The following is a 23,980-nucleotide window of genomic DNA, read 5'->3' as shown; positions in this document are numbered from 1 at the left end:
AATTGCGCTGTCATAGGCACTCAAGGGGTATCATCATGAAACCGGTCACCGGGATAGCGCTCGCATTTGTTGGCTTGGCCTCGCTGGACGCACCAGCTCAATCAGCCGAAAACCTGGTTGAAGTCCAGTTGACCGACAGGTTGGACGACGCACGCGGCTACTGCCTGGATATCGCTGGTGGGCAGGGCAAGAATGCACCGCTGGACAAGGGGCTGCAGGCTCACACTTGCTATAACTACACGGGTGGCATCCTGGAAGATCAGGGCTTTGATGAGGAACTCATCGGCAAAGGAGAGTTTCGAATTCCCTATTTCGATGTCTGTATGACAGTCCCATCCGTCGAGGCCGGAGCGCCGATTGTGCTCAACCAATGTGCGGGCACCGCCACTCAGAAGTTCACGTTGAACGAAAATGGTCAGTTGGTCGCCCAGGCCGATCCGCAGTTGTGCGTGACAGTTAGCAGTACGGAGAAGCGGGAAGGGCGTGGCGGCTCCCCTGTTCATGTGATGCGGCCCCTGTCTCTCCAGCCATGCGAAGAAACCAGCAAGTCCTACCAAACCTGGAATTTGTTCGAGTTGTAGGAGCATTCGATGAGCCCCAACCTGTCGAAAACCACGACGTATGACGGTATTTCACGGTTCAATCACTGGATCATTGCCGTTGCAATTATCGGGATGATAGGCTTCGGTTTTTACCTATCGGAATTCCTTGAAAGCGGTCCGGGCAAAGGACAACTGATTGGTATTCAAAAGGCAGTTGGAGTGCTTGTGCTCATTTTTGGGCTGTGGCGCGTGGGGTACCGGTTGAAACAGGGCTTTCTGGAGGATGCTACCGTGATGCCCACCTGGCAGCGCCTCACATCCAAGCTGGTTCACATCGTCTTGCTTGCCGGAATCATAGTCATGCCGCTCTCAGGAATAATCGGGTCCTATTTTGGCGGCAGAACTACCAGCGTATTTGGCCTTTTCACGATCCCTGCAGGTGACAAAGTAGAAGCGTTCTCCGCAATGGGGCACTGGCTCCACGGTGCCTGTGGCTGGCTGATGGTTGGCGCACTGGTGCTGCATGTTGCTGGCGCGCTGAAACACCATTTCGTCGACCATGACTCAACTCTGACCCGCATGATACGCCAGCAATAAGTGACCGTTGCGCCGAGTCTGGGATGTTAACAACCGAAAAGAAAAACTGAATTGCCAAGAATGCCGATATGAGCCGATCCAGAACAGAATCGAACCTCTTAATATCAATGGCTTAATGAATATTTGGCTGGGGAACCTGGATTCGAACCAGGACTAACGGAGTCAGAGTCCGTGGGTCTACCGTTAACCTATTCCCCATTCCGGCTCATTTTGTGAGCTTGGCGATTGTCCGAAGCAGAGCATTGCGCCGCTTCGATCAAGTGAGCCGCATATACATCCATCATATTCTTTTTTGCAAGGCCCGTTTTTGACTTTTTTATGAATTCGTACAGACAGCGGTGCTGACACCGCTCCAGCTGGTTCCGGTCTCGGAAGTTCTTTTCCATCCGCGTTCAACCTGTTACAGTTTTTGCAACGATAGATACGGTTGTGAGCTGCGCCCATGGAAACATGTAGGCTGCGGCGGCGGCCTGAAAGGCAAAAAGTGACTCAGTCAGGTCAGGAACCGCCCGATTCCGGGCGTGGTATCCCTGATGAGTCCGGGAACAGCGGAGCTTCTTCTGAGCTCCGGACCACGGGCAGAAGGCGCCGTAAGCGTCGTTCTGGCAGTGGTCCAAAAGGCTCTCCCGTCACACAGAACGGTGTGGCGGCTGCGTCTGTTGAAGGGACGGGTCAAAGCCCGACCCTTGTTGTCTCCGGATCCATCAGCACATCGCACAGCAAGCAGGCACAACCTTCGCCTGATGAAGAAGGTCTGTCGTCGACACAAAAACGGCGCAGAAAGCGCCGACGCGGGCGTGCAAAAAACCAACCAGAACTGGCCACCGGCACGCATCATCAACAGCGCACTCCTGACCTGAATTCTTCCTCGCAACCGCAAACGGGTGGGGAGGGAATCACCAGTCCAAAGGGAAAGAAAGCAGCAAGGCGGCGAGGCCGTAAACGCTGGCAAGCGCGCAACACTCAAGGTGTCGAGCAACGGACTACAGGTGCTGATCAGTCCGGTGACTTAGCTTCGCAAAGGTTCTCAGGTTCGAGCGAAAAAAGCCTGAAGCCACAATCGAAGCAAAGGCCCGAGACAAAATCCGATAATCGGGGCCCCTCTGCAACTGGTGAGGTTCAAAGACCGAAAAGAACGCAAGGTTTTCGCCAAAAAACGCCTTATGGACAAAACAACAGTCCGCTTTATGCCGCACTGGACCTTGGCACCAACAATTGTCGTCTTCTGATTGCGAGGCCGGAGGAGCGTGGGTTTCGTGTTGTCGATGCCTATTCCAGGATTGTTCGACTGGGCGAAGGCGTCGACTCGCAAAAGAGGCTAAGCGATGCGGCGATGGACCGGGCAATAGAAGCGCTCGCGAATTGTCATCGAAAACTCTCTGACCGCGGTGTGGCGCGCTCAAGGCTGATTGCGACGGAAGCGTGTCGGGCAGCTGAAAACGGGTCAGAGTTCATTGACCGGGTGAAAACGGAAACAGGCCTGGCCTTGGAAGTGGTCAACAGGGAAACAGAGGCACGTCTGGCAGTTGCCGGATGCGCGTCGCTTGTCGACCACGAAGCAGATGGCGTCATTCTGTTTGATATCGGCGGCGGATCGTCCGAAATAGTCTGGCTGGATCTTCGCAACCGATGTGGCGCCCGCGGCTATGCGCTGACACGTTTTATTAGATCCTGGATTTCGCTACCAGTTGGAGTGGTAAATCTGGCGGAACGGCACGGCGGCGTTCATGTCACACCAGATATCTTCGAAGCGATGGTTGAAGACGCAGCAGACCACCTTGCTGCTTTCAGTCTTGCAAACAACCTTACTGAAGCAATCGCTTCCGGGCGGGTTCATATGCTTGGCACCTCTGGTACGGTGACGACGCTGGCAGGTGTCCATCTCGGGCTTAAGCGCTATGACCGGCGCCGGGTCGACGGAACGTGGCTCGACGACAGCGATGTTTCCAGAATGATTGATGAGCTTCGCGACATGCCTTATGAGGCGCGCATGGAGAACCCTTGCATCGGTGCGGATCGCGCTGATCTCGTGCTGGCAGGCTGTGCAATACTGGAAGCAATTCGGCGGCGTTGGACGTGTCCAAGGCTGAGAGTTGCCGACCGGGGATTGCGTGAGGGGATCCTGACCGAGTTAATGGCGGCCGATGGAGTTTGGGCGCGTCGTAGATCGAGGTCGCGTTTCGATCGTGGCCGCCAAGGAAACAGAGTATGAGCCGTTCAAAAAAAGGATCTGGAGATCGCGGGCTCCACGTCAAGGTGAAAACCGCAGCTGGACGGCGGGAATCGTCCACGCGCTGGCTGGAGCGTCAATTGAATGATCCCTATGTGCGGCGCGCCAAGATCGACGGCTATAGATCCAGAGCAGCCTATAAGCTGATTGAAATCGACGACAAGCATAAGCTCCTTAAGCCAGGATACCGTGTGGTTGACCTTGGCTGTGCGCCTGGAGGTTGGTGTCAAGTTGCCGTTCAGCGGGTTCAATCAAGCATCGAGGCCCCAAAAGTGGTTGGGATCGATTACCTGGATATGGACCATGTCCGGGGTGCAACCTTCCTGAAGAAAGACTTTCTGGATGATGATGCACCGGACGTGCTGATGGAGGCTCTTGGGGGACAAAAACCCGATGTCGTCCTGTCTGACATGGCGGCTCCAACAACCGGTCATAAGCAAACCGATCACCTTCGGACAACTCATCTATTTGAGATCGCCGTTGATTTTGCACGTCAAAACCTGGTTCCAGGAGGATCATTTCTGGCGAAGGTATTCAGGGGCGGTACGGAAAACGCGCTCCTGCGGGATCTGAAACGGGATTTCAAAACCGTCGCACATCTGAAACCGCCGGCAAGCCGCAAGGAAAGCCCGGAACTATATGTAATTGCAAAAGGCTTTAGAGGTATAGAGCCTGGATCGAAGACCTAATGTGACGGTCAAGGAGATCAAACTTTGAAGCGTTGATTGGACGAACTTGACCATATCTCCGGGACCCTTTGCGATGACAAAGACAGAAGACTTCGAAAGGGCACTTCAAAAGTCATGGAGCCTTGAATCCAGCACTCTTTGGTCAGAGGAAACACCTACAGCCGGTCAATGTGGCGTAACAGCCCTTGTCGCGAATGACATTTTGAATGCTCTGATCGTCAAAACCCGCTTTGGACTGACTTGGCATTTTTACAACTTGATCGACGGGAAACGCTACGACTTTACAAAAGCTCAGTTTGAGTATCCGATCGTTTACGATGACATTCCAGCCTCAAGGGAAGAGGCTCTGGCCGACACGAACGACCAGCAATATGGTTATTTGAGTAAGGCGGTCACTGCCGTGCTCGCGACAGACCTCACTGGGGATAATTCCTCGGATTGAGTATGACCCTTTTCATTCTGTCACCTGCGTGTTATTGACCCGCGCCAACTTCTCCGGCACAGCCGAAGCGACTCAACAGATGCTGGCGTTCAATGAGAACGACCGGTGTTTCAGCTATTTTTCATAAAGGGGAATTGGCCATGGCATCATTCTTTGTCCCGTCTACCGGACAGCAAGCCCTGACATTCGACGATGTTTTGCTGATACCCGGCCACTCTGAAGTCATGCCTGGTGACGTTGACCTGAGAACGAAGGTCACGCGTGATCTGGAATTGAATATTCCGATTCTTTCGTCTGCAATGGACACAGTCACTGAAGGCCGGCTGGCAATCGCCATGGCGCAGGCCGGTGGCATCGGTGTCGTTCACCGCAACTTGTCACTTGATCAGCAGGCTGAAGAAGTCCGTATGGTCAAGAAATTCGAATCTGGAATGGTTGTAAATCCACTTGTGATCGGACCTGACGCGACATTGCAGGAAGCGTTGGATCTTATGAAGCGCTTCGGCATATCAGGTGTTCCAGTTGTCGAAAATGGGGGCTCTGGTGGACAGTCGACTGGCAAACTCGTCGGAATTCTGACCAACAGGGACGTTCGGTTCGCTTCAAATCCGAACCAGAAAATCCACGAACTGATGACGAGCGAAAACCTTGTCACTGTCAGCGACAATGTCAGCCAGGAAGACGCCAAGCGTCTGTTGCACCAGAACAGGATTGAAAAGCTTCTCGTTGTTGATGACGACCGCAATTGCATTGGGTTGATCACCGTCAAGGATATGGAAAAGGCGCAGCTCAACCCCAATGCGTCCAAGGACGATCAGGGTCGCTTGAGGGTCGCTGCGGCAACAAGTGTCGGGGAAGAAGGCTTCGCGCGTGCAGAGCGACTGGTTGACGCAGGCGTTGATATGCTTGTGGTCGACACCGCTCACGGTCATTCCCAGAAGGTTCTGGATATGGTCGGGCAGGTCAAGAAACTGTCAAACTCCGTTCAGGTCCTCGCCGGCAATGTTGCGACATCGGAAGCAACGAGGGCATTGATCGACGCCGGTGCAGACGCTGTAAAAGTCGGGATTGGCCCAGGTTCAATCTGTACGACAAGAATTGTTGCTGGCGTTGGCGTTCCGCAATTGACCGCAATCATGGAATCCGTCGAAGAAGCCAGCAAACAGGGCGTGCCCGTCGTTGCGGATGGCGGCATCAAGTTCTCTGGGGACCTTGCGAAAGCCATCGCCGCCGGTGCAGGCTCTGTCATGGTCGGGTCGCTTCTGGCTGGCACTGAAGAAAGCCCAGGTGAAGTCTACTTGCATCAGGGCAGGTCCTATAAATCGTATCGCGGAATGGGATCCGTGGGAGCAATGGCGCGAGGCTCTGCTGACCGTTACTTCCAGGCCGAAGTTCGTGACAGTCTCAAACTGGTGCCTGAAGGAATTGAAGGTCAGGTGCCGTATAAGGGCATGCTCGGCAGCGTGCTGCATCAGTTGGCAGGCGGCTTGCGTGCCGCCATGGGTTATGTTGGTGGCAAGGACATTCTTGATTTCCAGGAAAAGGCCAGGTTTGTGCAGATATCCGGAGCAGGATTACGGGAAAGCCACGCACATGATGTTACGATCACACGGGAAAGCCCGAATTATCCTTCAAACGTCTGATCGAGTTTGGCAGCTTGATAAGCGCAGCAAGCAGTACAAGGGATTTGCATGAAAGACGGTGGACGCCTGACGGCTGCAATTGAAGTTTTGCAGGAAGTCGAAACGCGGCATCGCCCCGTTCAAGCTGCACTAAGAGATTGGGGAACGGCACATAGGTTCGCAGGGTCTGGAGACCGTACCGTAATAGGAAACCTGGTCTTTGATGCGCTGCGCAACAAGGCATCACTCAGCGCCGTCATGCAATCTGGTGACCCACGAGGGCTGGTCTTCGCAACCTATGTCAAAACCTGGGAAAAAGGGCTCTTAGCTCTCGAAGATGCACTCGCTCAGGATAGGCATGCGCCAGAGCCATTGTCGGAACAAGAAAAGAAACTCCTTTCAGAAGACGCACAACTCAGATCGTCTCCTGCCGAGGCTGCAGACGTACCCGATTGGCTATGGTCCCGTTTCGAGGCAAGTTTGGGCGAAAATGCGGTCACTGAAGGGCAAGCGTTGGCAAGGCGTGCGCCAGTCGACCTTCGCGTCAACACATTGAAATCGAACCGCGACAAAGTTCTGAAGCGTCTGGCCCATACGGGTGCAAAGTCTTCGTCTTTGTCACCAGTTGGCATCCGAATTGAAGCAAAACCCGGTCTTGGTCGCATGCCACATGTCCAGGCTGAAGAGGGTTATCAAAAAGGATGGTTTGAGCTTCAGGACGAGGCGAGCCAACTGGCGGCTCAATTGGCGAAGGCAGAACCCGGCGAACAGGTACTCGACTATTGTGCTGGTGGTGGTGGCAAGACGCTCGCCCTGGCTGCAAGCATGCAGAACAAGGGGCAACTCTATGCCTTCGATGCCGATCGACTTCGGCTCGCACCTATTCATGAACGGTTGAAGCGGGCAGGCATACACAATATCCAGGTTCGCGACCCTGCCAGTACGGATTTGAAAGATCTTGAAGCACAAATGGATCTTGTGTTCATCGATGCGCCTTGTACTGGAACAGGCGTTTGGCGCAGGCGGCCTGACTCAAAGTGGCGATTGTCGGAAAGAGCGCTCGAAGATCGCATAAAAGATCAGCGGCATGTGCTTGAAAACGCAAAGAAATACGTCAAAAATGGCGGCCGCTTGGTTTATGCAACGTGTTCTGTTCTTCGCGAAGAAAACCAATCTCAGTCGGAGTGGTTCCTGGAACAGAACCCCGAATTTCAGGCGTTGTCAGCGCTCGATATCTGGAAAGAGTTGTTGCCGGAAAAAGCCTTACCGGATCACGTATCGGAAAGCGGCTCTGTCATGCTGACGCCGCACTCGACAGGTACCGACGGTTTTTTCATTTCGGTATTCAAAAAGCAAACCTAGTTTCGAGACTGGATTGACCCGGGAGTTCAAGATCTGTCTTGTCGGTTGAGGCCAAGAACATTCGGTTTGCCTTCTACGCCGGGACGCAAAGGCTCATTGGATAGTAGAACAGTCGATGTCTCTGATTGGTGCTGCGCGGCATCTAGACTGGTTTCAACGCTTTCGTTCTCAAGCTTGGTGTGAACTTTGGATTTTTCCGGTACCAGCTCACGATCCCTTTCTTCAGCGATCAATGACTCGATCAACTGTCGAACAGCTGGCTCTAACTCTTTCTGTGATGTTTGACCGGTCAAAACTTTTCTTGCTTCTGTTGCGTATTTCAACGAGGCAAGAACTGATCCCAATGCATTGAAAGGTTCCGCCGCGCTTGTGTCCTTGTCATGCGCAGCCAGTGCATAACGTAGTGCAGAAACGGGATCCCCGAGCTTTCGCGAAAGTATGCTCAGTTGCATCGTAGCCAGGAAAGACTGCGGATCCAGTTCCAACGCGGCTTCCGATGCTTCTCTCGCATCTTCAAGCGCACCTTTGCCAGAAAGCGCATCGGAAAGCAGCGACAAAGGATAAGCATCGGTTTTAGACAGTTGGCTGGCGCGAACGGCTAGCTCGATGACTTCATCATATCGTTTTCTGAGCAGAAGAATCTCCGATAGGCCGATCAGTGCCGGCGTATGCTCCGGATCAATCTTTAAGGCTTTGCGATAGGCTGCGATAGACGCAGGGACCTGACCGGTCTTGCCTTGTGTCTCCGCAAAGAGCGTAAGAACAGCTGGTGTTTCAGGCAGCAATTCAACGAGACTTCTTGCAAGTCTCTCTGCCTCTGCCGCCCGGCCTTCTTTTAACAGCACCGTAGCAAGACCAAAAAGCGCATTTCGATTGTCAGGGGCTTGGTCAAGCACATCGCGGAAGTTCTGTTGGGCGTTTTCCAGATCTCCTTGCAAGAGCTGGCAACTTCCAAGGCTTCCACGCGCATTCAGATGTTCCGGTTCAGCAAACACAATTCTGCGCAGTTGCGATTGTGCTTCCTCCAGATATCCAGCCTGCAAAAGCGCTGAAGCCGTTCGATAGGCAATTTCAGTATCCTGTGGCGCAAGTTCCTGAGCCTTGAGATAAGACACAAGCGCCTTGTCCAGGTTTCCAGATTGTTCAAGAGCGACAGCGTCATCAAACGCTTTACGGGCAGCTGCGGTCATATGGGCCTGGCATCCTTGTGCACCGTGTCACCGCCCGGCATTGGACAGTTCGGGCACGATCGAAGTCCAGACTAAGTAGCCAAAGGACATGCGTCAAAACCGAAATTCAGCCGTACACAGCTTGTCGGATGACCTTGAACTCGACCAAAGATGAAAACTTCTGTGCAGTGGGCGACGGAGGCCTAAAAAATATTGTGAGGGAGCATTCGCACCGCCAAAAACAGGTTCAATTTGGAGAAAAGACCGGATAGAAGCTGGCCATGACCCATCATCACGACCGCCTACTTATCATCGACTTCGGTTCACAGGTGACGCAACTTATTGCGCGGCGCCTTCGAGAACTCAGCGTATATTGCGAAATTCACCCTTATCAGAATGTAAGCGAGAGCTTTCTTGAGGAATTTCGACCTAAGGCAGTGATCTTCTCCGGCGGCCCGGACTCAGTCGTCAGGGAAGGGGCTCCCCGGCCGCCAAGTGCGGTTTATGAGCTGGGTGTCCCGATCCTTGGAATCTGTTACGGCCAACAGGTCATGATGCAGGACCTCGGCGGCAGGGTAGAAGGTGGCAAGATTTCAGGCGGAGGTGGCACAGCTGAATTCGGTCGCGCCTTCGTCACCCCGATGGGCAATCCGCTGCCAATCCTGAAGGACTGGTTTGCCAGCGGCAAAGAACAGGTCTGGATGAGCCATGGAGATCACGTCAGTGAGCTGGCTCCGGGCTTTGAAGTGTTTGGCGTCTCACCAAATGCGCCATTTGCCATAACGGCTGATCAGGGCCGGAACTTTTTTGCGGTCCAGTTTCATCCGGAAGTTCATCACACGCCCAATGGCAAAACGCTTTATGAGAACTTTGTTCGGCTTGCAGGATTTACCGGTGACTGGACGATGGGTGCTTACAAAGACGACGCCATAGACAAAATTCGTGAGCAGGTCGGCGACAAGAAGGTCATTTGCGGACTTTCAGGCGGAGTGGACAGTTCAGTGGCCGCGGTCCTCATTCACGAGGCGATCGGGGACCAACTGACATGCGTCTTTGTTGACCACGGCCTATTGCGTCTGAATGAAGCAGACGAAGTCGTTTCCATGTTCCGTGATCACTACAACATACCGCTTATCCATGCAGACGAAACCGAACTGTTCCTGGGAGAATTGGATGGCGTTTCCGATCCGGAAACAAAGCGGAAAATCATTGGCAAGCTGTTCATCGATGTTTTCCAAAAACATGCCAATGAGATTGAGGGCGCAGAATATCTTGCGCAGGGCACTCTTTATCCAGATGTCATTGAAAGCGTGAGTTTCTCAGGCGGCCCCTCGGTCACCATCAAGTCCCACCACAATGTAGGTGGTTTGCCGGAAAAGATGGGTCTCAAACTCGTTGAGCCATTGCGTGAACTTTTCAAGGACGAGGTGAGGGAACTCGGCCGCGAGCTTGGACTGCCAGACAGTTTTATCGGTCGTCATCCATTCCCGGGACCAGGGCTTGCAATCCGTTGCCCTGGCGAAATTACGCGCGAAAAACTGGAAATTCTGCGGAAAGCCGACGCAGTCTACATTGATCAAATTAGAAAACACGGGCTCTATGATGAAATCTGGCAGGCCTTCGTTGCCATTTTGCCGGTTCGTACAGTCGGTGTTATGGGGGACGGGCGAACCTACGATTATGCCTGTGCGCTTCGGGCTGTAACGTCAGTCGACGGAATGACGGCAGACTATTACCCGTTTGAACACGATTTCCTTGGTGAAACCGCAACGCGTATCATCAATGAAGTCCAGGGTATTAACCGCGTCACCTATGACATCACGTCAAAACCTCCCGGTACGATTGAGTGGGAGTAACGTGCTTCGGCATGAGAGCTCTTTGAAACCCCTGGAAAACCAGAAAGCAATATCCTGGTGTCAAACTGCCAGAACAACGCTGATCAGATTGACCTGAGTCCCGATTGCTCAGCGTGCGCTGCTCTTTGCTGTGTTGTATTTGCGTTCGACCAATCCGAGTCCTTCGGAATAGACAAGGCTGCCGGTGAGGAGTGTCCCAACCTGGACACTCAGAACAGATGCATGATTTTCCAAAAAAGAACACAACTCGGCTTTGCCGGTTGCGTTACATACAACTGCTTTGGGGCCGGTCAGCGTGTCACTCAGGAAGTCTTCAATGGAAAAACCTGGCGGGAAAACGATCACTTGAAACAGCAGATGGGGGCAGCTCTTTCTGTGTTACGTCGCATCCACGAACAGCTCTCGTTGTTGCGCTCTTCAAGGAATCTTCCGCTTAGCAAAGAGGAACGCAGCTCAGTCGAGTTTCTGGAAAACGAGCTTTCTCGGAAAGAAAAATGGACCGAGGCAGACCTTCAACACTTTCCAATTGAGCAAAGAGAAAAAGAAATCCTATCATTCCTGAGCGGGCTTAGACGGCACGTCGTTTAACTGGCACATCTGATGCAAAATGCTGCAGCAGGGTCAACAGCAAGCCGACCGGGCGCAATGTCATCTCCGCATTCAACGCAGTACCCGTAGTCTTTTGTGTCCAAACGGTGCAGCGCTGCCTCGATGCGTTGTATTTGCGAACGTCGCTGCCGTTCGGAAGCCTGGGCCATTGCTTGACCCTGAAGTGCATCCATACGCGAAAGTCGACCAACTGATTGCTGATCCAGAGTAACTGGTGCGCGTGCCTCTTCTGAGATTTCGCTAAGTGCTTCCAGTTCCTCTTTCAGCGACAGCAATTTGTTGCGCACAGAGCTTTCATCTATCGGCATCGTCATCCTCCAGGTATGAGGATGACGAATACGATTGTTTCGTGCAAGGCGTGGGAACGTTCTCAGAAATCTTCGAGAACGATTTTCCCAACGGTCTTTTGACTTTCGACTTGTTGATGGGCTTGTCGCAAATTCTCGGCATTAATTGGCGAAACAACGCCTGACAATGTGGTTCGGACACGTCCCTGATCGACAAGATCAGCAACTTCTGTCAGCAACCGTCCTTGTGCATCCATATCCGCCGTCTGAAACATCGACCGGGTAAACATGAATTCCCAATGGATCGAAACAGCCTTTTGCTTGAACGGCATGATGCTGAAATCCTGAGGGTCGTCTATCAGAAGGAACCGGCCTTGGGGCGCGATCGTTTCTGCAAGGTCTTGGAGGTGATGCTCGGTATGCGTCGTTGAAAAAACTAGGCCGGGTGGGTTCAGGCCCGCTTCTTCAAATTGGGGCGCAATTTTTCGGGAATGATCGAAGACATGATGTGCTCCCAGCTCTTTAACCCAGGATTGGCTTTCAGGCCGCGAAGCTGTCGCGATAACGGTCAGGTTAGTCAACTGGCGTGCAAGTTGGATTGCTATTGATCCGACACCGCCAGCACCACCTACAATAAGTAGACTTCCGGCACCATTGCCGACTTTGTCCTGCACTTTCAGGCGATCGAACAAAGCTTCCCATGCAGTAATTGTCGTTAGCGGCAAAGCCGCAGCCTCGGCGAAACTCAGGGATTTAGGCTTTCTTCCAACGATCCGCTCGTCAACAAGATGAAACTCTGAATTTGTGCCGGGCCGAGTAATATCGCCCGCGTAATAGACTTCGTCGCCAGGGCGAAAACCCTCAACATCCGGACCGACTTCAACAACCACACCTGCAGCATCGTAGCCCAGCACAACCGGCTGACCGTTTTCAGACTGTCGCCTCATGCGCACTTTGGTGTCGACGGGATTTACTGCGATTGCCCTGACTTCGACCAAAAGATCGCGACCTTGGGCAACTGGTTTTGGCAGGTTGAATTCTTCCAGCGACCTTTGATCACTCGCTGGCAGCGAAGTTGTGTAACCGATAGCACGCATTTCGTTGTTCTCCATGTTTGCGTACCGGTCAAATTGGCCATAATCTTTCACCACGCAAGTATGTACAATTCAAACACATACTGACAAGAATGGTAGATAGGCACACAATGGATACTGTAGAGATTCCGAAAAAGGATGAACTTAAGAACAGCTATGATTGTCACCCAGGGTGTGCGGTCGAGGCGGCTCTCAGTCTCATCGACGGAAAGTGGAAGGGCGTGATCCTTTTTCTGTTGCTTGATCGAAATGTCATGCGTTTCAACGCGTTCCAAAAGGCATTGCCGAACATCACGCAAAGAGTACTGACATCCCAACTGCGCAGCATGGAAGCAGATGGTTTGATCGACCGAACTGTCTACCCGGTGGTGCCTCCAAAGGTAGAATATCGCCTAACTGAACTCGGCCTGTCGCTTGAGCCTGTCGTCAAGTCACTCGCAGAGTGGGGCAACGGTCATAAAGAGCTTTGGCCATTGGGGTTCAAACGCGACAGTCATTTGCAAACCGTCAAATAGTCCCTGAAACATGCGGATTTGAAGAGTTTCAAAGGGTTTCTTTACCAAAGAAATTCGGATACACAGACACGACTTCCACTTCAGATTTGCCTATGACGCAATCTTTACTTTGTCTCCTTGAATGGCCGTTGCAAGGATGGCGGTCAAAGGTCTTCATTTGGAGTTCAAGAACATGAAAAACGGTTTGAGACGACTGTCTGGAACAGCACTCATACTCACATCCTTGATGATCGGCACTGCTGTAGCAGGTGAGGTAAAGATCGTCGGAGCTGAAGCCAGAAAGTCGGGCAATAGCTGGACGTTTTCGGTCACGCTGGAACATGGTGACACCGGTTGGGATCACTATGCCGATCTCTGGCAGGTTTTCACACCGGACGGTGACCTGTTGGGAGAACGTGTTCTCCATCATCCTCACGTGAATGAGCAACCCTTCACGAGATCATTGTCAGGTGTCAAAATCCCAGACGGTATCAATGAGGTTGTCATCAAGGCGAGAGACAGCGTCCACGGTGTGGCGGCTCAGGAGTTCAGGATCTCTCTCACTCAATGAACAGCCCGGGCTTATCCTTGAATGAAGGCAAGAATGCCGTCAGCAACGAATTGAACAGACAATGCGGCAAGCAACACTCCGAGCAGCCGGGTGATAACCAACTGTGCGGTATCACCCAACAGGCGTTCAATTTTGTCAGCCAGCAGGAAAGCGCCCATGCAGCTCAACAAGATAATGGCAATCACACCGCCAAGACCCGCATAAGTCAGCGTGTCTGGTGCCTGACTGGACAGCAGTATAATCGCAGATATCGCTGCCGGACCTGCGATAAGTGGAATGGCTAGCGGAAAAATTGCCAACTCGTGGATGGAACCTTGATGGGTCTCTGACTCTATCGCCTTTTCGGCAGTTTCCGATTTACGTTGCTGCCTCTTTCCAAAAATCATCTCAATTGCGATCAGGAACAACAAGATGCCGCCCGCAACGCGAAACGCGGAAACAGAAATACCCAGTACATTAAGTACGGTCTGACCGGATGCGTAAAACACCAACAGAATTGCTGCTGCCGTAAGCGTCGCCCTGATGGCGACCCTGCGCCTGTCCGCCTGACTCATTCCGGCTGTGATCGCCAGGAACATCGGGGCCAAACCGACCGGGTCAATCGTGACGAACAACGTTGCAAAAGCGTTGATGTAATAGTCAATCATTTCCCATACCCCGGACAATCAATCTGGCCTGATTTGTGTCTTACTACAGGGGTTTCGACACTGCGACGACCCGCATCTGCAAATTCATTTTTCGACCCTGTGTATACTGTCTGCAAGTTATTGTTTTTATGGTGTTTTTGCGCAAGCGAAAATCGGCCATTTATTTGGTCCTGATGATTGAATCGGATATAAAAGACACAGCAATAACAATTAAATGAGTGTCTTCCTTGGCCGACCAGGACAACAGCACCCCTTCGGACGGATTTTCGTCCGATATCAAACCGATTTCCATTGTCGACGAAATGAAGAGCAGCTACCTCGATTACGCGATGAGCGTAATCGTATCGCGTGCACTTCCAGACGTCAGAGACGGTCTCAAACCGGTGCATCGGCGCATCCTGTATTCGATGCATGAGAATGGTTATGAGTGGAATAAGCCATACCGCAAGTCAGCGCGCGTGGTCGGTGACGTCATGGGTAAGTATCACCCACACGGCGACAGTGCGATTTACGACGCTCTGGTCCGAATGGCACAGAATTTTTCCCTGCGTCTTCCACTGATTGACGGACAGGGTAACTTCGGATCAATCGACGGCGATCCGGCCGCGGCTATGCGGTACACGGAATGCCGACTGGAAAAAGTCGCCCACAGGCTCCTTGACGATATCGACAAGGAAACCGTCGACTTCCAGGAAAACTATGACAATTCGGAAAGTGAACCGGTTGTTCTTCCGGCAAAATTCCCGAACCTTCTGGTCAACGGTGCCGGCGGTATTGCGGTCGGCATGGCAACGAACATTCCGCCACACAATCTGGGTGAAGTGATCGACGCCGCCATCGCAATCATGGAAAATCCGGCGATGCCGCTGGAAGAGTTGATGCAAATCGTTCCAGGTCCGGATTTTCCGACTGGTGGCATGATCCTTGGTCGGTCAGGTATCCGCAACGCCTATGAAAGTGGGCGCGGCTCGGTTGTCATGCGGGCAAAAGTGGATATCGAAGAGGTTCGCAAGGACCGCAACGCCTTGATCGTCACGGAAATTCCCTATCAGGTCAACAAATCGACTATGATCGAGAAGATTGCCGAACTTGTGCGCGACAAACGCATTGAAGGCATTTCCGATATCCGGGACGAGAGCGACCGCTCAGGTATGCGGGTCGTCATTGAACTCAAGCGAGATGCGGTCCCGGATGTTGTGCTGAACCAGCTCTATCGCTTCAGTCAGCTGCAAACGTCTTTCGGCGCCAATATGGTGGCACTTAATGGCGGCAAGCCGGAACAGATGAACCTGTCCGACATGCTGCGTGCCTTCGTCGCTTTCCGCGAAGAAGTCATTCAGCGCAGGACCCGTTACCTGCTCAAGAAAGCACGCGATCGTGCGCATATCTTGGTCGGTCTGGGTATTGCCGTTGAAAACATCGATGAGGTCATCAAACTGATCCGAGCTGCTCCCGATCCCGCAACTGCTCGAGCGCAGTTGATGGAACGGAACTGGCCAGCGCGTGACGTTGAGGCGTTGATCCGCTTGATCGACGACCCGCGCCACATGGTTCAGGAAGATGGCACCTACAAACTGTCCGAAGAACAGGCAAGAGCCATTCTCGATCTCAGACTCCAGCGCCTGACGGCAATGGGCCGTGATGAAATCGAGGAGGAGCTGAACAAGATTGGTGCGGAAATTTCCGATTTTCTAGACATCCTGCGCTCTCGTGCGCGCATTCAGGACATTGTCAGAACGGAAATGCTCGAGATCAAGGAAGAATTCGCGACACCGCGACGGACAGAGATTGTCGAAGGCGGTGCTGATTTCGATGACGAAGACCTGATCCAACGCGAAGATATGGTCGTGACCGTTTCACACGGCGGTTACATCAAGCGCGTTCCTTTGGCCACTTATCGTGCACAAAGACGCGGTGGCAAAGGCCGCTCCGGCATGGCAACCAAAGAAGAGGATTTCGTCACCCGTCTCTTTGTTGCAAACACCCATACGCCGGTGCTCTTTTTCTCGTCACGCGGCATTTGCTACAAGATGAAGGTCTGGCGTCTACCTCTTGGCGGCCCGACCTCACGAGGCAAAGCGCTCGTCAATATGCTGCCTCTCGAGCAGGGCGAACAGATCACGTCGATACTGCCGTTGCCTGAAGACGAAGACAGCTGGGCAAATCTTGATGTCATGTTTGCGACGGTGCGCGGCACCGTCCGGCGCAACAAGCTTTCTGACTTCGTCAACATCAATCGAAACGGCAAGATTGCCATGAAGCTGGAGGACGGTGACGGAATTGTCGGTGTGGACACATGTTCAGAACACGACGATGTCATGCTCACCACCAATTACGGCCAGTGTATCCGTTTCCCGGTTACCGACGTGCGCGTCTTTGCCGGCAGAAACTCAGTTGGTGTTCGTGGCATTAGACTTGCCGATGGTGACTGTGTCATTTCAATGCAGATCCTGCACCACATCGATGTCGATGCGGAAGAGCGCGCCGCCTATCTTAAATTGTCGCGTGCAATGCGCGGGGAAGCGGATGAAAATGGCAACGGAGCGGATGAGGACGGTGTTGTAGCCGGCGATCTGCCACAAGAACGATACGCTCAAATGAGCGCAGCCGAACAGATCATTCTGACCATTTCCGAAAACGGCTACGGCAAACGGACCTCGTCATTTGAATACCGGGTAACAGGCCGTGGCGGTAAGGGTATCACGGCGATGGCCGTCAACAACAGAAACGGTGGATTGATCGCATCCTTCCCGGTGGAGGATAGCCACCAGATAATGCTGGTCACCGATGGTGGGCAGTTGATCCGGTGTCCTGTCGACGGCATTCGCATCGCAGGCAGAGCCACGCAAGGTGTCATTGTCTTCAAGACCGCTGACGATGAGAAAGTCGTGGCTGTTGAGGGGATTTCGGAAGTTGATGACGAAGACGTCATCGACGAAGAAGGTGAGGGCGCAAAAAGCGGTGACAACACTGAAGACAGCGCGAACTCCGGTGATGCTGATGACAGTTCCTCAGAGCCGGACGGAACGCCTCCGGAAGGTTGATAGAGCCAAACGACGCGCTTAAAACGACAACAGCGGCCAGGGTGGAACCTGAGCCGCTGTTTGCCGTTGGGGAGGGAGGTCTTGTGATAAGACTTAGTTTGCCGTTGGGTAACGGGCCAAAATTGTTTCGTTTACGGACGGGGTCTGTTTCTCAACGGTGACGAAAGAAACGTTGCGAACCTTGCTTGCGCCAGTCAATGCTGCTGCACAGTCTTCGGTCCAGGCACCCCATGCCTGTGTTTCACAGCCATTGGCTGTCTGAGAGATTGCTGCACGATCACCTTTGGTAGCCATCATGCCTTGTGTCGCCAGGCTGTTCAGATCCTGCGCCTGCGAGGCATTGCTCGGGTGCATTGTCATTACGCCCGCTGCGATCATTGTCAGCAACGCCAACGTAAAGATTGCAACCATCTTGAAGTTGGCCACCGGATCAACGGCCTTGGCCTGAATGATAAATGACTTTGCCGCGGTCTGATCTGCGGTCCGGTCGATAGTTTCGTAGCTCCTCATTGTCTTGGCTCCTGCTCACGCCATCTGTTTTCGATGACCTCACTTTGCCTCATAGAAGAAAAGACAGATGTGATGACCGTCACAAAATGTCAGTTGCCCGCAAAAATTCAAATGTACTGGGGCTTTGGCTTGTGAGTGGAGTATTGCCGGAGTATTGAAGAGGCCATGACTCGTATTGCGCTCTATCCCGGCTCGTTTGATCCGGTCACCAACGGCCACATGGATATTCTTCGTCAGTCACTCGCCTTGGCTGACAAGGTGGTGGTGGCGATCGGGATTCATCCCGGAAAAACACCGCTATTCTCATTTGAGGAACGCGTTGAACTGCTGCATACCTCTGCTAGAGCTGAATTCAGTCCCGAAGAAGCTGCCCGAGTTGAGGTAATTTCATTCTCAGATCTGGTGATCAACACGGCCAAAACACAAGGTGCCGCCTACCTTGTGCGCGGTCTCAGAGATGGAACGGACCTTGACTATGAAATGCAAATGGCCGGCATGAACGGCACACTTGAACCAGACATCAAGACGGTTTTTTTGCCTGCTTCTCCGAAAGTACGCCACATCACGGCCACGTTGGTACGTCAAATCGCAAAAATGGGCGGAGAAATATCCGCGTTTGTACCGGAGCCGGTTGCCGAGCCTCTCAGACAACGGGCGTTACCCGGTTCATGATTCAATTTCCTCTGACCTGAACCTTAGGAGTCTCCAGTGTCACGATTGTTTACTGTTTTCGCCGTACTGGCGTCATTTCTGATCCTTCCCGTTTTGGGTGCTCACGCAGCGGATCCCGAAAACACCCTTTACCTCGACTTGAAGGATGGACGGGTAACGATAGAACTTCGGCCCGACGTTGCGCCCAACCATGTGGAGCGCATCAAGCAATTGACCCGAGAAGGTTTCTACGACGGCATCGTCTTTCACCGGGTGATTGATGGTTTCATGGCCCAAACCGGTGATCCGACCGGAACCGGCAGAGGTGGATCTAACCTTCCTGACATTGCTGCCGAATTCAGCAATGCGTCCTTCAAACGCGGTACGCTTGGGATGGCTCGCGCAGCAGATCCGAACAGCGCCAACTCACAGTTTTTCATCATGTTCAACGATGGCGACTGGCTGAACGGACAATACACCGTGTTCGGTGAAGTGGTTGATGGCATGGATGTCATTGACAAGATCACCCGCGGCGAACCGCCTGCAAACCCGGACAAGATCATTAAGATGCAGGTTGCCGCAGACGCCGGCTAATCTGCTTAACAACGCCCTGTTTAGGACTCAAGGAGTGAATGAAATGGCAGAAATTGCAGATGCCGAAAACACATTGATCATGGAAACCAGCCAGGGTCAGGTCGTTATCGAATTGAAACCCGACCTTGCGCCGACGCATGTTGCCCGGATCAAGGAACTTGTCCGCGAAGGCTTTTACGACGGCATCGTGTTTCACCGCGTCATCGATGGCTTCATGGCCCAGACCGGTTGTCCGCAAGGAACAGGCACCGGCGGTTCCGGTCAAAAACTGAAGGCCGAGTTCAGCCAGGAAAAACACATCCGCGGCACTTGTTCCATGGCCCGTGCCATGGATCCCAATTCAGGCGATAGCCAGTTTTTCATCTGTTTCACCGATGCACCTTGGCTTGATGGTCAGTACACGGTTTGGGGCGTCGTAATCGACGGCATGGACAATGTCGACAAGATCAAACGCGGCGAACCAGTGGTCGATCCCGACAACATCGTGTCGTTGAAAGTCGCCGCCGACGCGGCTTGATACCAGAATTTGCAGTTTTTTCTATTGAAACGGCGCGGCAGAATATGCCGCGCCGTTTTAACTGGTGCCGGAATTGGGTTCCTTGTGTTGACCGGATCTCGATCGCCCTTTATGAGCCGCTGACCTGATCTTGTCCGGTTCACCTCAAGCGGTGCTGTGCACGTAGTTCAGAAACTCAAGACTAGCGAACAATCTGAGCGTCATGCGCGTTGATACCTTTGATTTTGACCTCCCAAACGAGCGGATCGCATTGCGTCCGGCAAGGCCGCGGGATTCGGCACGTATGCTTGTTGTCAAACCCGATGAAAACCTCCCGCTATCCGATAAGGGCGTACGGGATCTGAGCAATATATTGAAGCCCGGCGATGCACTTGTATTCAACGACACGCGCGTAATTCCTGCGCAACTTGAAGGGACACGATTGCGCGGTGACATCAGCGCTGGAGTGGGCGCAACCCTCCATATGCGGACTTCTTCAAACAGCTGGAAGGCTTTTGTCCGTCCGGCAAAGAAACTTCAAGTTGGCGACGCCATCCTATTCGAAGGATTTGGGGCAAGACTGACTGCAGAAGTTGCGGAAAAAGCTGACGGTGGTGAAGTTCTTCTCGTTTTTGACAGAGACGGTCCCGCACTTGACGAGGCCATCGCGGCCGTAGGGCATATTCCTCTACCACCTTACATCGCCCAAAAACGCGGAGAAGATGAACAGGATCGCAAAGACTACCAGACAATATTTGCCGAAAAGGACGGCGCTGTAGCAGCCCCAACCGCCGGTCTGCATTTTACGCCGGATCTTCTGGAAGCATTGACGCAGCAAGGTGTGGAACAGCACCGCGTGACGCTACATGTCGGTGCCGGAACGTTTCTGCCGGTGAAAGCAGAAGACACCAACGACCACAAGATGCACGCCGAGTGGGGAGCGATCTCCGAACAAACTGCCAAAGCGCTGAGGGCTGTAAAAGCGCGGGGCAACAGAGTTGTCAGTGTCGGAACGACCTCATTGCGTATTCTGGAAAGCTCTGCCCAGATCACGGGTGAAATAACCGCGTTTGCCGGTGAGACCGCAATCTTCATTACTCCCGGTTATCGCTTCCGCGCGATCGATGCTTTGATGACCAATTTCCATCTTCCACGATCTACGTTGTTCATGCTTGTGTCGGCGTTTTCCGGGCTTGAGACAATGCGCACCGCATACCAACACGCGATTGAACAAAACTATCGCTTCTATAGCTATGGCGACGCCTCTTTGCTGTTTCCGCAGCAAGGCGCGGTTTAGGAACATCATGACCGAGCAGAACAAAAAGTTTGGTTTCAAGTTGATTTCATCCGACGGAATGGCGCGTCGGGGAGAAATTACAACACCACACGGCGTGGTCCGCACTCCTGCCTTTATGCCGGTGGGCACACAGGCAACGGTCAAGGCCATGTATCCTGAACAGGTGCGTGAAACCGGTGCGGATGTTGTCCTTGGCAACACCTACCACCTGATGCTTCGACCAACGGCCGAGCGGGTCGAAAAACTTGGCGGATTGCACAAGTTCATGAATTGGCCGCATACGATCCTAACCGACAGTGGCGGATTTCAGGTGATGTCTCTCGCTCAACTGCGCAAACTGGATGAAGACGGCGTCCGTTTTCAAAGTCATATCGATGGTTCCAAGCATCACTTGACACCGGAACGCTCGGTCGAGATTCAAGGCTTGCTTGGATCGGATATTCAGATGCAGCTTGATGAATGCATCAAACTTCCAAGCCCGAAAGAAGAGGTGCAGCGCGCCATGGAGCTGTCGCTTAGGTGGGCAGAACGCTCCCGAAGGCAGTTTGAAGACATGAGCGGTCCCCAAAAAGGGCAAGGACTTTACGGAATCGTGCAAGGTGGCGATCAGCCGGACCTTCGGATCCGATCAGCACAGGAACTCGGGAAAATGCCCTTTGAAGGATACTCAGTCGGAGGGCTTGCCGTAGGAGAACCACAAGAAGTTATGTTGAGTATGCTCGACATCACGACACCTGTCATGCCGACTGACAAGCCTCGGTATCTTATGGGAGTAGGCACTCCTGATGACCTTCTTGAAAGTGTCAAGCGAGGTATTGATCAATTCGATTGCGTTATGCCAACGCGAGCCGGCCGACACGGCTTGGCCTATACCCGTTTTGGCAAGGTCAATCTAAAAAACGCGCGTCACCAGGACGATCCAAGGCCACTCGATGACGAGAGCAGTTGCCCAGCCTCCAGCATCTACAGCAGGGCCTATCTGCATCACCTGGTTCGATCGGGGGAAGGGCTCGCAGGTATGCTGTTGACCTGGAACAACATTGCTTACTACCAGCACCTCATGCAGGGCATGCGTGATGCCATCGAGGCGGGTCACTTTGACGACTTCTATTCAAGAACCAAGGAAGATTGGGCACGGGGTGATATTCCCGCGCACTAAACCCGCCGTGATGACAACGACAACGCTGATCCTGCCGGATTAAGCAGAAATCCCGTCTGACTTGGTCAGGTAACAGCCAGATATGCGCCAGGAGCCATCGTCCTGTTTTTCGAAACTGTAGAGCGCAAGCCAGTTTTTACCCTTGGGTCCAGTAACGTAAACTTCCTGGGTTGGCCCCAGCTTCGTCATCTTGGATTGCCCAAAGGTAACGCTCTTGGGCCGGAACACCGGTTGGTATCCCTGACGCACCATTTCCATGAAAAACTCAGGCGTCTGGAATTGCTGCTGAAGAGAGTTAGTGGCGAAAGAGAAGGCCGCCTTGGCATTCCCGGAGGCAAAGGCTGTCATCTGGTTTTTGATGATTTTTTGGAAAACGCCACTGTCTGGCGCTTCCTCAGCCTGTGCGGCGCCCAGACATAAGAGAGCGCCAAGACCCGCAGCTGCCGCTGTCTTCCAGAAACGAGTTTGAGCCATGATCGGTGTCTCCTTTTCTGAACCCGATCAGTATACGGCGCAATTGTTTAACCAGATCGCAAAATGAGAGTAATCCCCGACGTCAACAGGCAGTCTTCTTTTGCCGAAAACGAAATAATAATAATAAAGACGTCTATAATTTCCTGTTTTTACTCGGTTGCGATTCTAAAAAAGCTTGAAAAATCAAAGGCGCCACAGCGTTACGTTGTCAGGCACAGTTTCGCGATCAAGAACAGCTGGTATGTCTGCAACAAGGCCCGTGCTGTTTTTCAAAACCGAGGTCGTCATCTGCCAGCCATCATGGCCTTGTAAAAATTGCGTATGCGGAACCGCAAGTACCACAACATGTGATTCTTGTAGCTGATCAAGATCGCTCAGGTCGATGCCATATTCTTCCCTGACCTGATCATGATCGGCGAGTGGATCATGGACGAGAACCTCAGCACCGAACTTCTCAAGCTCGTGTATCAGGTCCACGACCTTCGAATTTCGAGTGTCTGGAACGTCAGCCTTATAGGTAATTCCGAGAACCGCAATTTTCAGCGGCATCGGCTGACCGAGCTTCACGCTTTCCTGGATGACCTTCCCGGCAACAAATCCAGGCATCGCTTCATTGGTACCTCGGCCAGCCAGGATTACTTGCGGCGTCATACCGATTTCATGTGCCTTGTGGGTGAGGTAGTAGGGATCTACCCCGATACAGTGGCCACCGACCAATCCAGGTTGAAACGGTAGAAAATTCCATTTCGTCGCGGACCCGGCCAAAACATCTCGAGTGTCGATCCCTATTTGGTGAAACATCATCGATAGTTCGTTCATCAATGCGATGTTCAGATCGCGTTGAGTGTTTTCAATAACCTTGGACGCTTCCGCCACCTTGATAGAAGGGGCCTTGTGTATGCCGGCACTGACCACACTGCCATAGAGGTCTGCGAGGATTTCTATGGCTGTTTCAGAAGACGCGGAAACAATCTTGGTAATGTCGGAAAATCCGCGTTGGCCATCGCCCGGGTTTATTCGTTCGGGCGAATACCCGACCTCAAATCCATCATTCAAAGTTAGCTGTGACGCGTGTTCAAGCAGGGGCACGGCAACCTCTTCGGTTGCCCCAGGAAAAACCGTCGATTCAAAAACGACAATTGAGCCGCGCTTCATATTGCGACCGACAGTTTCAGCGGCACCTTTGAAAGGTGTCAGGTCCGGTCGTTTTGCGTCATCCACAGGCGTGGGGACTGCAACGATAAAAACATCGCAGTCTTTGAGTAATGCCTCATCTGAGGAAAAAGACAGGCAGTGCTGGTTGAGCTCTGCCGTCGAAACCGAAGCTGTGCTGTCGCTTCCAGCTTTCAACTCATCAAGTCTGCCTTGGCTGATATCGTAGCCAAGAACATCGTAGCCCTTCCCAGCAAACGCGACAGCCACCGGCAAGCCGACATATCCAAGACCGATAACGGCTATCTTGAGCTGGGAAAGATTACGAGAAATCATGGAGGTTCCTGAAAAATGAAAGAGCCGAACCACCTGCTGGTGATCCGGCTCAGTCC

General features: G+C 52.8%; 24 protein-coding genes and 1 tRNA gene. 17 read left to right on the top strand and 8 right to left on the bottom strand.

The window, feature by feature from the left end; translation table 11 throughout:
- Positions 1-35 precede the first annotated feature (35 nt).
- Positions 36-581, top strand: coding sequence for a ricin-type beta-trefoil lectin domain protein (locus K1718_RS15515; protein WP_265681698.1), 546 nt, complete (start codon positions 36-38; stop codon positions 579-581).
- A 9-nt stretch (positions 582-590) separates the two neighbouring features.
- On the top strand, positions 591-1,139 hold the full coding sequence (locus K1718_RS15510; RefSeq protein ID WP_265681699.1) for a cytochrome b: 549 nt from the start codon (positions 591-593) through the stop codon (positions 1,137-1,139).
- A gap of 124 nt (positions 1,140-1,263) precedes the next feature.
- Here K1718_RS15510 and K1718_RS15505 read toward each other — a convergent pair.
- Positions 1,264-1,337, bottom strand: a tRNA-Gln gene (locus tag K1718_RS15505).
- A gap of 445 nt (positions 1,338-1,782) precedes the next feature.
- Between K1718_RS15505 and K1718_RS15500 the strand changes: the two genes are divergently transcribed.
- The 5 genes from K1718_RS15500 to K1718_RS15480 all read left to right on the top strand — a co-directional run bounded on the left by K1718_RS15500 (position 1,783) and on the right by K1718_RS15480 (position 7,484).
- Positions 1,783-3,351: a Ppx/GppA phosphatase family protein gene (locus K1718_RS15500; RefSeq protein ID WP_265681700.1), complete on the top strand. Its 1,569-nt coding sequence runs from the start codon at positions 1,783-1,785 to the stop codon at positions 3,349-3,351.
- The gene (locus K1718_RS15495; protein ID WP_152501778.1) at positions 3,348-4,058 is read left to right on the top strand and encodes an RlmE family RNA methyltransferase; all 711 of its coding nucleotides are present in this window, start codon (positions 3,348-3,350) and stop codon (positions 4,056-4,058) included. Before K1718_RS15500 ends, K1718_RS15495 begins: the two co-directional genes overlap by 4 nt.
- A 73-nt stretch (positions 4,059-4,131) precedes the next feature.
- Positions 4,132-4,500, top strand: a complete 369-nt coding sequence (locus tag K1718_RS15490) for a YunG family protein (protein WP_265681702.1) — start codon at positions 4,132-4,134, stop codon at positions 4,498-4,500.
- 140 nt (positions 4,501-4,640) lie between these two features.
- Positions 4,641-6,143 (top strand): IMP dehydrogenase, encoded by a 1,503-nt coding sequence (gene guaB, locus K1718_RS15485; RefSeq protein ID WP_152501776.1) that lies wholly within the window; start codon positions 4,641-4,643, stop codon positions 6,141-6,143.
- Between the two features lie 48 nt (positions 6,144-6,191).
- Positions 6,192-7,484, top strand: coding sequence for an RsmB/NOP family class I SAM-dependent RNA methyltransferase (locus tag K1718_RS15480; protein ID WP_265681704.1), 1,293 nt, complete (start codon positions 6,192-6,194; stop codon positions 7,482-7,484).
- 26 nt (positions 7,485-7,510) lie between these two features.
- Here the strand turns inward: K1718_RS15480 and K1718_RS15475 are convergent, their stop codons facing one another.
- The gene (locus tag K1718_RS15475; RefSeq protein WP_265681705.1) at positions 7,511-8,674 is read right to left on the bottom strand and encodes a tetratricopeptide repeat protein; all 1,164 of its coding nucleotides are present in this window, start codon (positions 8,672-8,674) and stop codon (positions 7,511-7,513) included.
- A 260-nt stretch (positions 8,675-8,934) separates the two neighbouring features.
- Here K1718_RS15475 and guaA point away from each other — a divergent pair, with 260 nt between their 5' ends.
- Positions 8,935-10,509 carry a glutamine-hydrolyzing GMP synthase gene (gene guaA / locus K1718_RS15470; protein WP_265681706.1) on the top strand — a complete coding sequence of 525 codons (1,575 nt, stop codon included), beginning with the start codon at positions 8,935-8,937 and terminating at the stop codon, positions 10,507-10,509.
- 222 nt (positions 10,510-10,731) lie between these two features.
- Positions 10,732-11,097 carry a hypothetical protein gene (locus K1718_RS15465; RefSeq protein WP_265681709.1) on the top strand — a complete coding sequence of 122 codons (366 nt, stop codon included), beginning with the start codon at positions 10,732-10,734 and terminating at the stop codon, positions 11,095-11,097.
- On the opposite strand, the gene K1718_RS15460 is transcribed toward K1718_RS15465, so the two are convergent.
- The gene (locus K1718_RS15460; protein WP_418068039.1) at positions 11,094-11,426 is read right to left on the bottom strand and encodes a TraR/DksA family transcriptional regulator; all 333 of its coding nucleotides are present in this window, start codon (positions 11,424-11,426) and stop codon (positions 11,094-11,096) included. The genes K1718_RS15465 and K1718_RS15460 overlap by 4 nt on opposite strands.
- 62 nt (positions 11,427-11,488) lie before the next feature.
- Positions 11,489-12,502, bottom strand: coding sequence for a zinc-binding alcohol dehydrogenase family protein (locus K1718_RS15455; protein WP_265681713.1), 1,014 nt, complete (start codon positions 12,500-12,502; stop codon positions 11,489-11,491).
- 107 nt (positions 12,503-12,609) lie between these two features.
- On the opposite strand from K1718_RS15455, the gene K1718_RS15450 reads away from it, so the two are divergent.
- Together K1718_RS15450 and K1718_RS15445 are read left to right on the top strand one after the other, a co-directional pair.
- On the top strand, positions 12,610-13,014 hold the full coding sequence (locus K1718_RS15450; protein ID WP_152501769.1) for a winged helix-turn-helix transcriptional regulator: 405 nt from the start codon (positions 12,610-12,612) through the stop codon (positions 13,012-13,014).
- Between the two features lie 172 nt (positions 13,015-13,186).
- The gene (locus K1718_RS15445; protein WP_265681716.1) at positions 13,187-13,564 is read left to right on the top strand and encodes a hypothetical protein; all 378 of its coding nucleotides are present in this window, start codon (positions 13,187-13,189) and stop codon (positions 13,562-13,564) included.
- Between the two features lie 11 nt (positions 13,565-13,575).
- On the opposite strand, the gene K1718_RS15440 is transcribed toward K1718_RS15445, so the two are convergent.
- Entirely contained in the window at positions 13,576-14,211 is a 636-nt protein-coding gene (locus tag K1718_RS15440) for a MarC family protein (protein ID WP_152501768.1), read from the bottom strand.
- Positions 14,212-14,513: 302 nt separating this feature from the next.
- On the opposite strand from K1718_RS15440, the gene gyrA reads away from it, so the two are divergent.
- A complete protein-coding gene (gyrA, locus tag K1718_RS15435) occupies positions 14,514-17,255 on the top strand; it encodes a DNA gyrase subunit A (protein WP_285806082.1) in 2,742 nt (913 codons plus the stop codon).
- A gap of 93 nt (positions 17,256-17,348) precedes the next feature.
- On the opposite strand, the gene K1718_RS15430 is transcribed toward gyrA, so the two are convergent.
- Complete coding sequence (locus K1718_RS15430; protein ID WP_152501766.1) at positions 17,349-17,765, bottom strand: phosphopantetheine adenylyltransferase; 417 nt, start codon at positions 17,763-17,765, stop codon at positions 17,349-17,351.
- 165 nt (positions 17,766-17,930) lie between these two features.
- Between K1718_RS15430 and coaD the strand changes: the two genes are divergently transcribed.
- The 5 genes from coaD to tgt all read left to right on the top strand — a co-directional run bounded on the left by coaD (position 17,931) and on the right by tgt (position 21,962).
- The gene (gene coaD / locus K1718_RS15425) at positions 17,931-18,437 is read left to right on the top strand and encodes a pantetheine-phosphate adenylyltransferase (protein ID WP_265681722.1); all 507 of its coding nucleotides are present in this window, start codon (positions 17,931-17,933) and stop codon (positions 18,435-18,437) included.
- Positions 18,438-18,482: 45 nt separating this feature from the next.
- Positions 18,483-19,010, top strand: a complete 528-nt coding sequence (locus tag K1718_RS15420) for a peptidylprolyl isomerase (RefSeq protein ID WP_418068135.1) — start codon at positions 18,483-18,485, stop codon at positions 19,008-19,010.
- Between the two features lie 43 nt (positions 19,011-19,053).
- A complete protein-coding gene (locus tag K1718_RS15415; RefSeq protein WP_152501763.1) occupies positions 19,054-19,527 on the top strand; it encodes a peptidylprolyl isomerase in 474 nt (157 codons plus the stop codon).
- 202 nt (positions 19,528-19,729) lie between these two features.
- Positions 19,730-20,803 carry a tRNA preQ1(34) S-adenosylmethionine ribosyltransferase-isomerase QueA gene (gene queA / locus K1718_RS15410; protein ID WP_265681723.1) on the top strand — a complete coding sequence of 358 codons (1,074 nt, stop codon included), beginning with the start codon at positions 19,730-19,732 and terminating at the stop codon, positions 20,801-20,803.
- Positions 20,804-20,810: 7 nt separating this feature from the next.
- Positions 20,811-21,962 (top strand): tRNA guanosine(34) transglycosylase Tgt, encoded by a 1,152-nt coding sequence (gene tgt / locus K1718_RS15405; RefSeq protein WP_265681725.1) that lies wholly within the window; start codon positions 20,811-20,813, stop codon positions 21,960-21,962.
- Positions 21,963-22,001: 39 nt separating this feature from the next.
- On the opposite strand, the gene K1718_RS15400 is transcribed toward tgt, so the two are convergent.
- Positions 22,002-22,436, bottom strand: a complete 435-nt coding sequence (locus K1718_RS15400) for a DUF4864 domain-containing protein (RefSeq protein ID WP_152501760.1) — start codon at positions 22,434-22,436, stop codon at positions 22,002-22,004.
- Between the two features lie 183 nt (positions 22,437-22,619).
- The gene (locus tag K1718_RS15395; protein ID WP_265681727.1) at positions 22,620-23,924 is read right to left on the bottom strand and encodes a nucleotide sugar dehydrogenase; all 1,305 of its coding nucleotides are present in this window, start codon (positions 23,922-23,924) and stop codon (positions 22,620-22,622) included.
- Between the last annotated feature and the right edge of the window lie 56 nt (positions 23,925-23,980).

The organism is Roseibium porphyridii (assembly GCF_026191725.2).
Taxonomy (GTDB): Bacteria; Pseudomonadota; Alphaproteobacteria; order Rhizobiales; family Stappiaceae; genus Roseibium; species Roseibium porphyridii.
This window is presented reverse-complemented; position numbering and strand designations above follow the sequence as displayed.

What these genes read in the sequence shown, in the direction of transcription:
- K1718_RS15395 (WP_265681727.1), bottom strand. Translation starts at nt 23,924, where the DNA reads ATGATTTCTCGTAATCTTTCCCAGCTCAAGATAGCCGTTATCGGTCTT.
- K1718_RS15440 (WP_152501768.1), bottom strand. Translation starts at nt 14,211, where the DNA reads ATGATTGACTATTACATCAACGCTTTTGCAACGTTGTTCGTCACGATT.
- K1718_RS15495 (WP_152501778.1), top strand. Translation starts at nt 3,348, where the DNA reads ATGAGCCGTTCAAAAAAAGGATCTGGAGATCGCGGGCTCCACGTCAAG.
- K1718_RS15430 (WP_152501766.1), bottom strand. Translation starts at nt 17,765, where the DNA reads ATGAGGAGCTACGAAACTATCGACCGGACCGCAGATCAGACCGCGGCA.
- K1718_RS15400 (WP_152501760.1), bottom strand. Translation starts at nt 22,436, where the DNA reads ATGGCTCAAACTCGTTTCTGGAAGACAGCGGCAGCTGCGGGTCTTGGC.
- K1718_RS15480 (WP_265681704.1), top strand. Translation starts at nt 6,192, where the DNA reads ATGAAAGACGGTGGACGCCTGACGGCTGCAATTGAAGTTTTGCAGGAA.
- queA (WP_265681723.1), top strand. Translation starts at nt 19,730, where the DNA reads ATGCGCGTTGATACCTTTGATTTTGACCTCCCAAACGAGCGGATCGCA.
- K1718_RS15465 (WP_265681709.1), top strand. Translation starts at nt 10,732, where the DNA reads ATGATTTTCCAAAAAAGAACACAACTCGGCTTTGCCGGTTGCGTTACA.
- K1718_RS15475 (WP_265681705.1), bottom strand. Translation starts at nt 8,674, where the DNA reads ATGACCGCAGCTGCCCGTAAAGCGTTTGATGACGCTGTCGCTCTTGAA.
- K1718_RS15455 (WP_265681713.1), bottom strand. Translation starts at nt 12,502, where the DNA reads ATGCGTGCTATCGGTTACACAACTTCGCTGCCAGCGAGTGATCAAAGG.
- K1718_RS15460 (WP_418068039.1), bottom strand. Translation starts at nt 11,426, where the DNA reads ATGCCGATAGATGAAAGCTCTGTGCGCAACAAATTGCTGTCGCTGAAA.
- K1718_RS15445 (WP_265681716.1), top strand. Translation starts at nt 13,187, where the DNA reads ATGAAAAACGGTTTGAGACGACTGTCTGGAACAGCACTCATACTCACA.
- K1718_RS15510 (WP_265681699.1), top strand. Translation starts at nt 591, where the DNA reads ATGAGCCCCAACCTGTCGAAAACCACGACGTATGACGGTATTTCACGG.
- K1718_RS15490 (WP_265681702.1), top strand. Translation starts at nt 4,132, where the DNA reads ATGACAAAGACAGAAGACTTCGAAAGGGCACTTCAAAAGTCATGGAGC.
- guaB (WP_152501776.1), top strand. Translation starts at nt 4,641, where the DNA reads ATGGCATCATTCTTTGTCCCGTCTACCGGACAGCAAGCCCTGACATTC.
- K1718_RS15515 (WP_265681698.1), top strand. Translation starts at nt 36, where the DNA reads ATGAAACCGGTCACCGGGATAGCGCTCGCATTTGTTGGCTTGGCCTCG.
- gyrA (WP_285806082.1), top strand. Translation starts at nt 14,514, where the DNA reads ATGAAGAGCAGCTACCTCGATTACGCGATGAGCGTAATCGTATCGCGT.
- K1718_RS15450 (WP_152501769.1), top strand. Translation starts at nt 12,610, where the DNA reads ATGGATACTGTAGAGATTCCGAAAAAGGATGAACTTAAGAACAGCTAT.
- K1718_RS15415 (WP_152501763.1), top strand. Translation starts at nt 19,054, where the DNA reads ATGGCAGAAATTGCAGATGCCGAAAACACATTGATCATGGAAACCAGC.
- guaA (WP_265681706.1), top strand. Translation starts at nt 8,935, where the DNA reads ATGACCCATCATCACGACCGCCTACTTATCATCGACTTCGGTTCACAG.
- tgt (WP_265681725.1), top strand. Translation starts at nt 20,811, where the DNA reads ATGACCGAGCAGAACAAAAAGTTTGGTTTCAAGTTGATTTCATCCGAC.
- coaD (WP_265681722.1), top strand. Translation starts at nt 17,931, where the DNA reads ATGACTCGTATTGCGCTCTATCCCGGCTCGTTTGATCCGGTCACCAAC.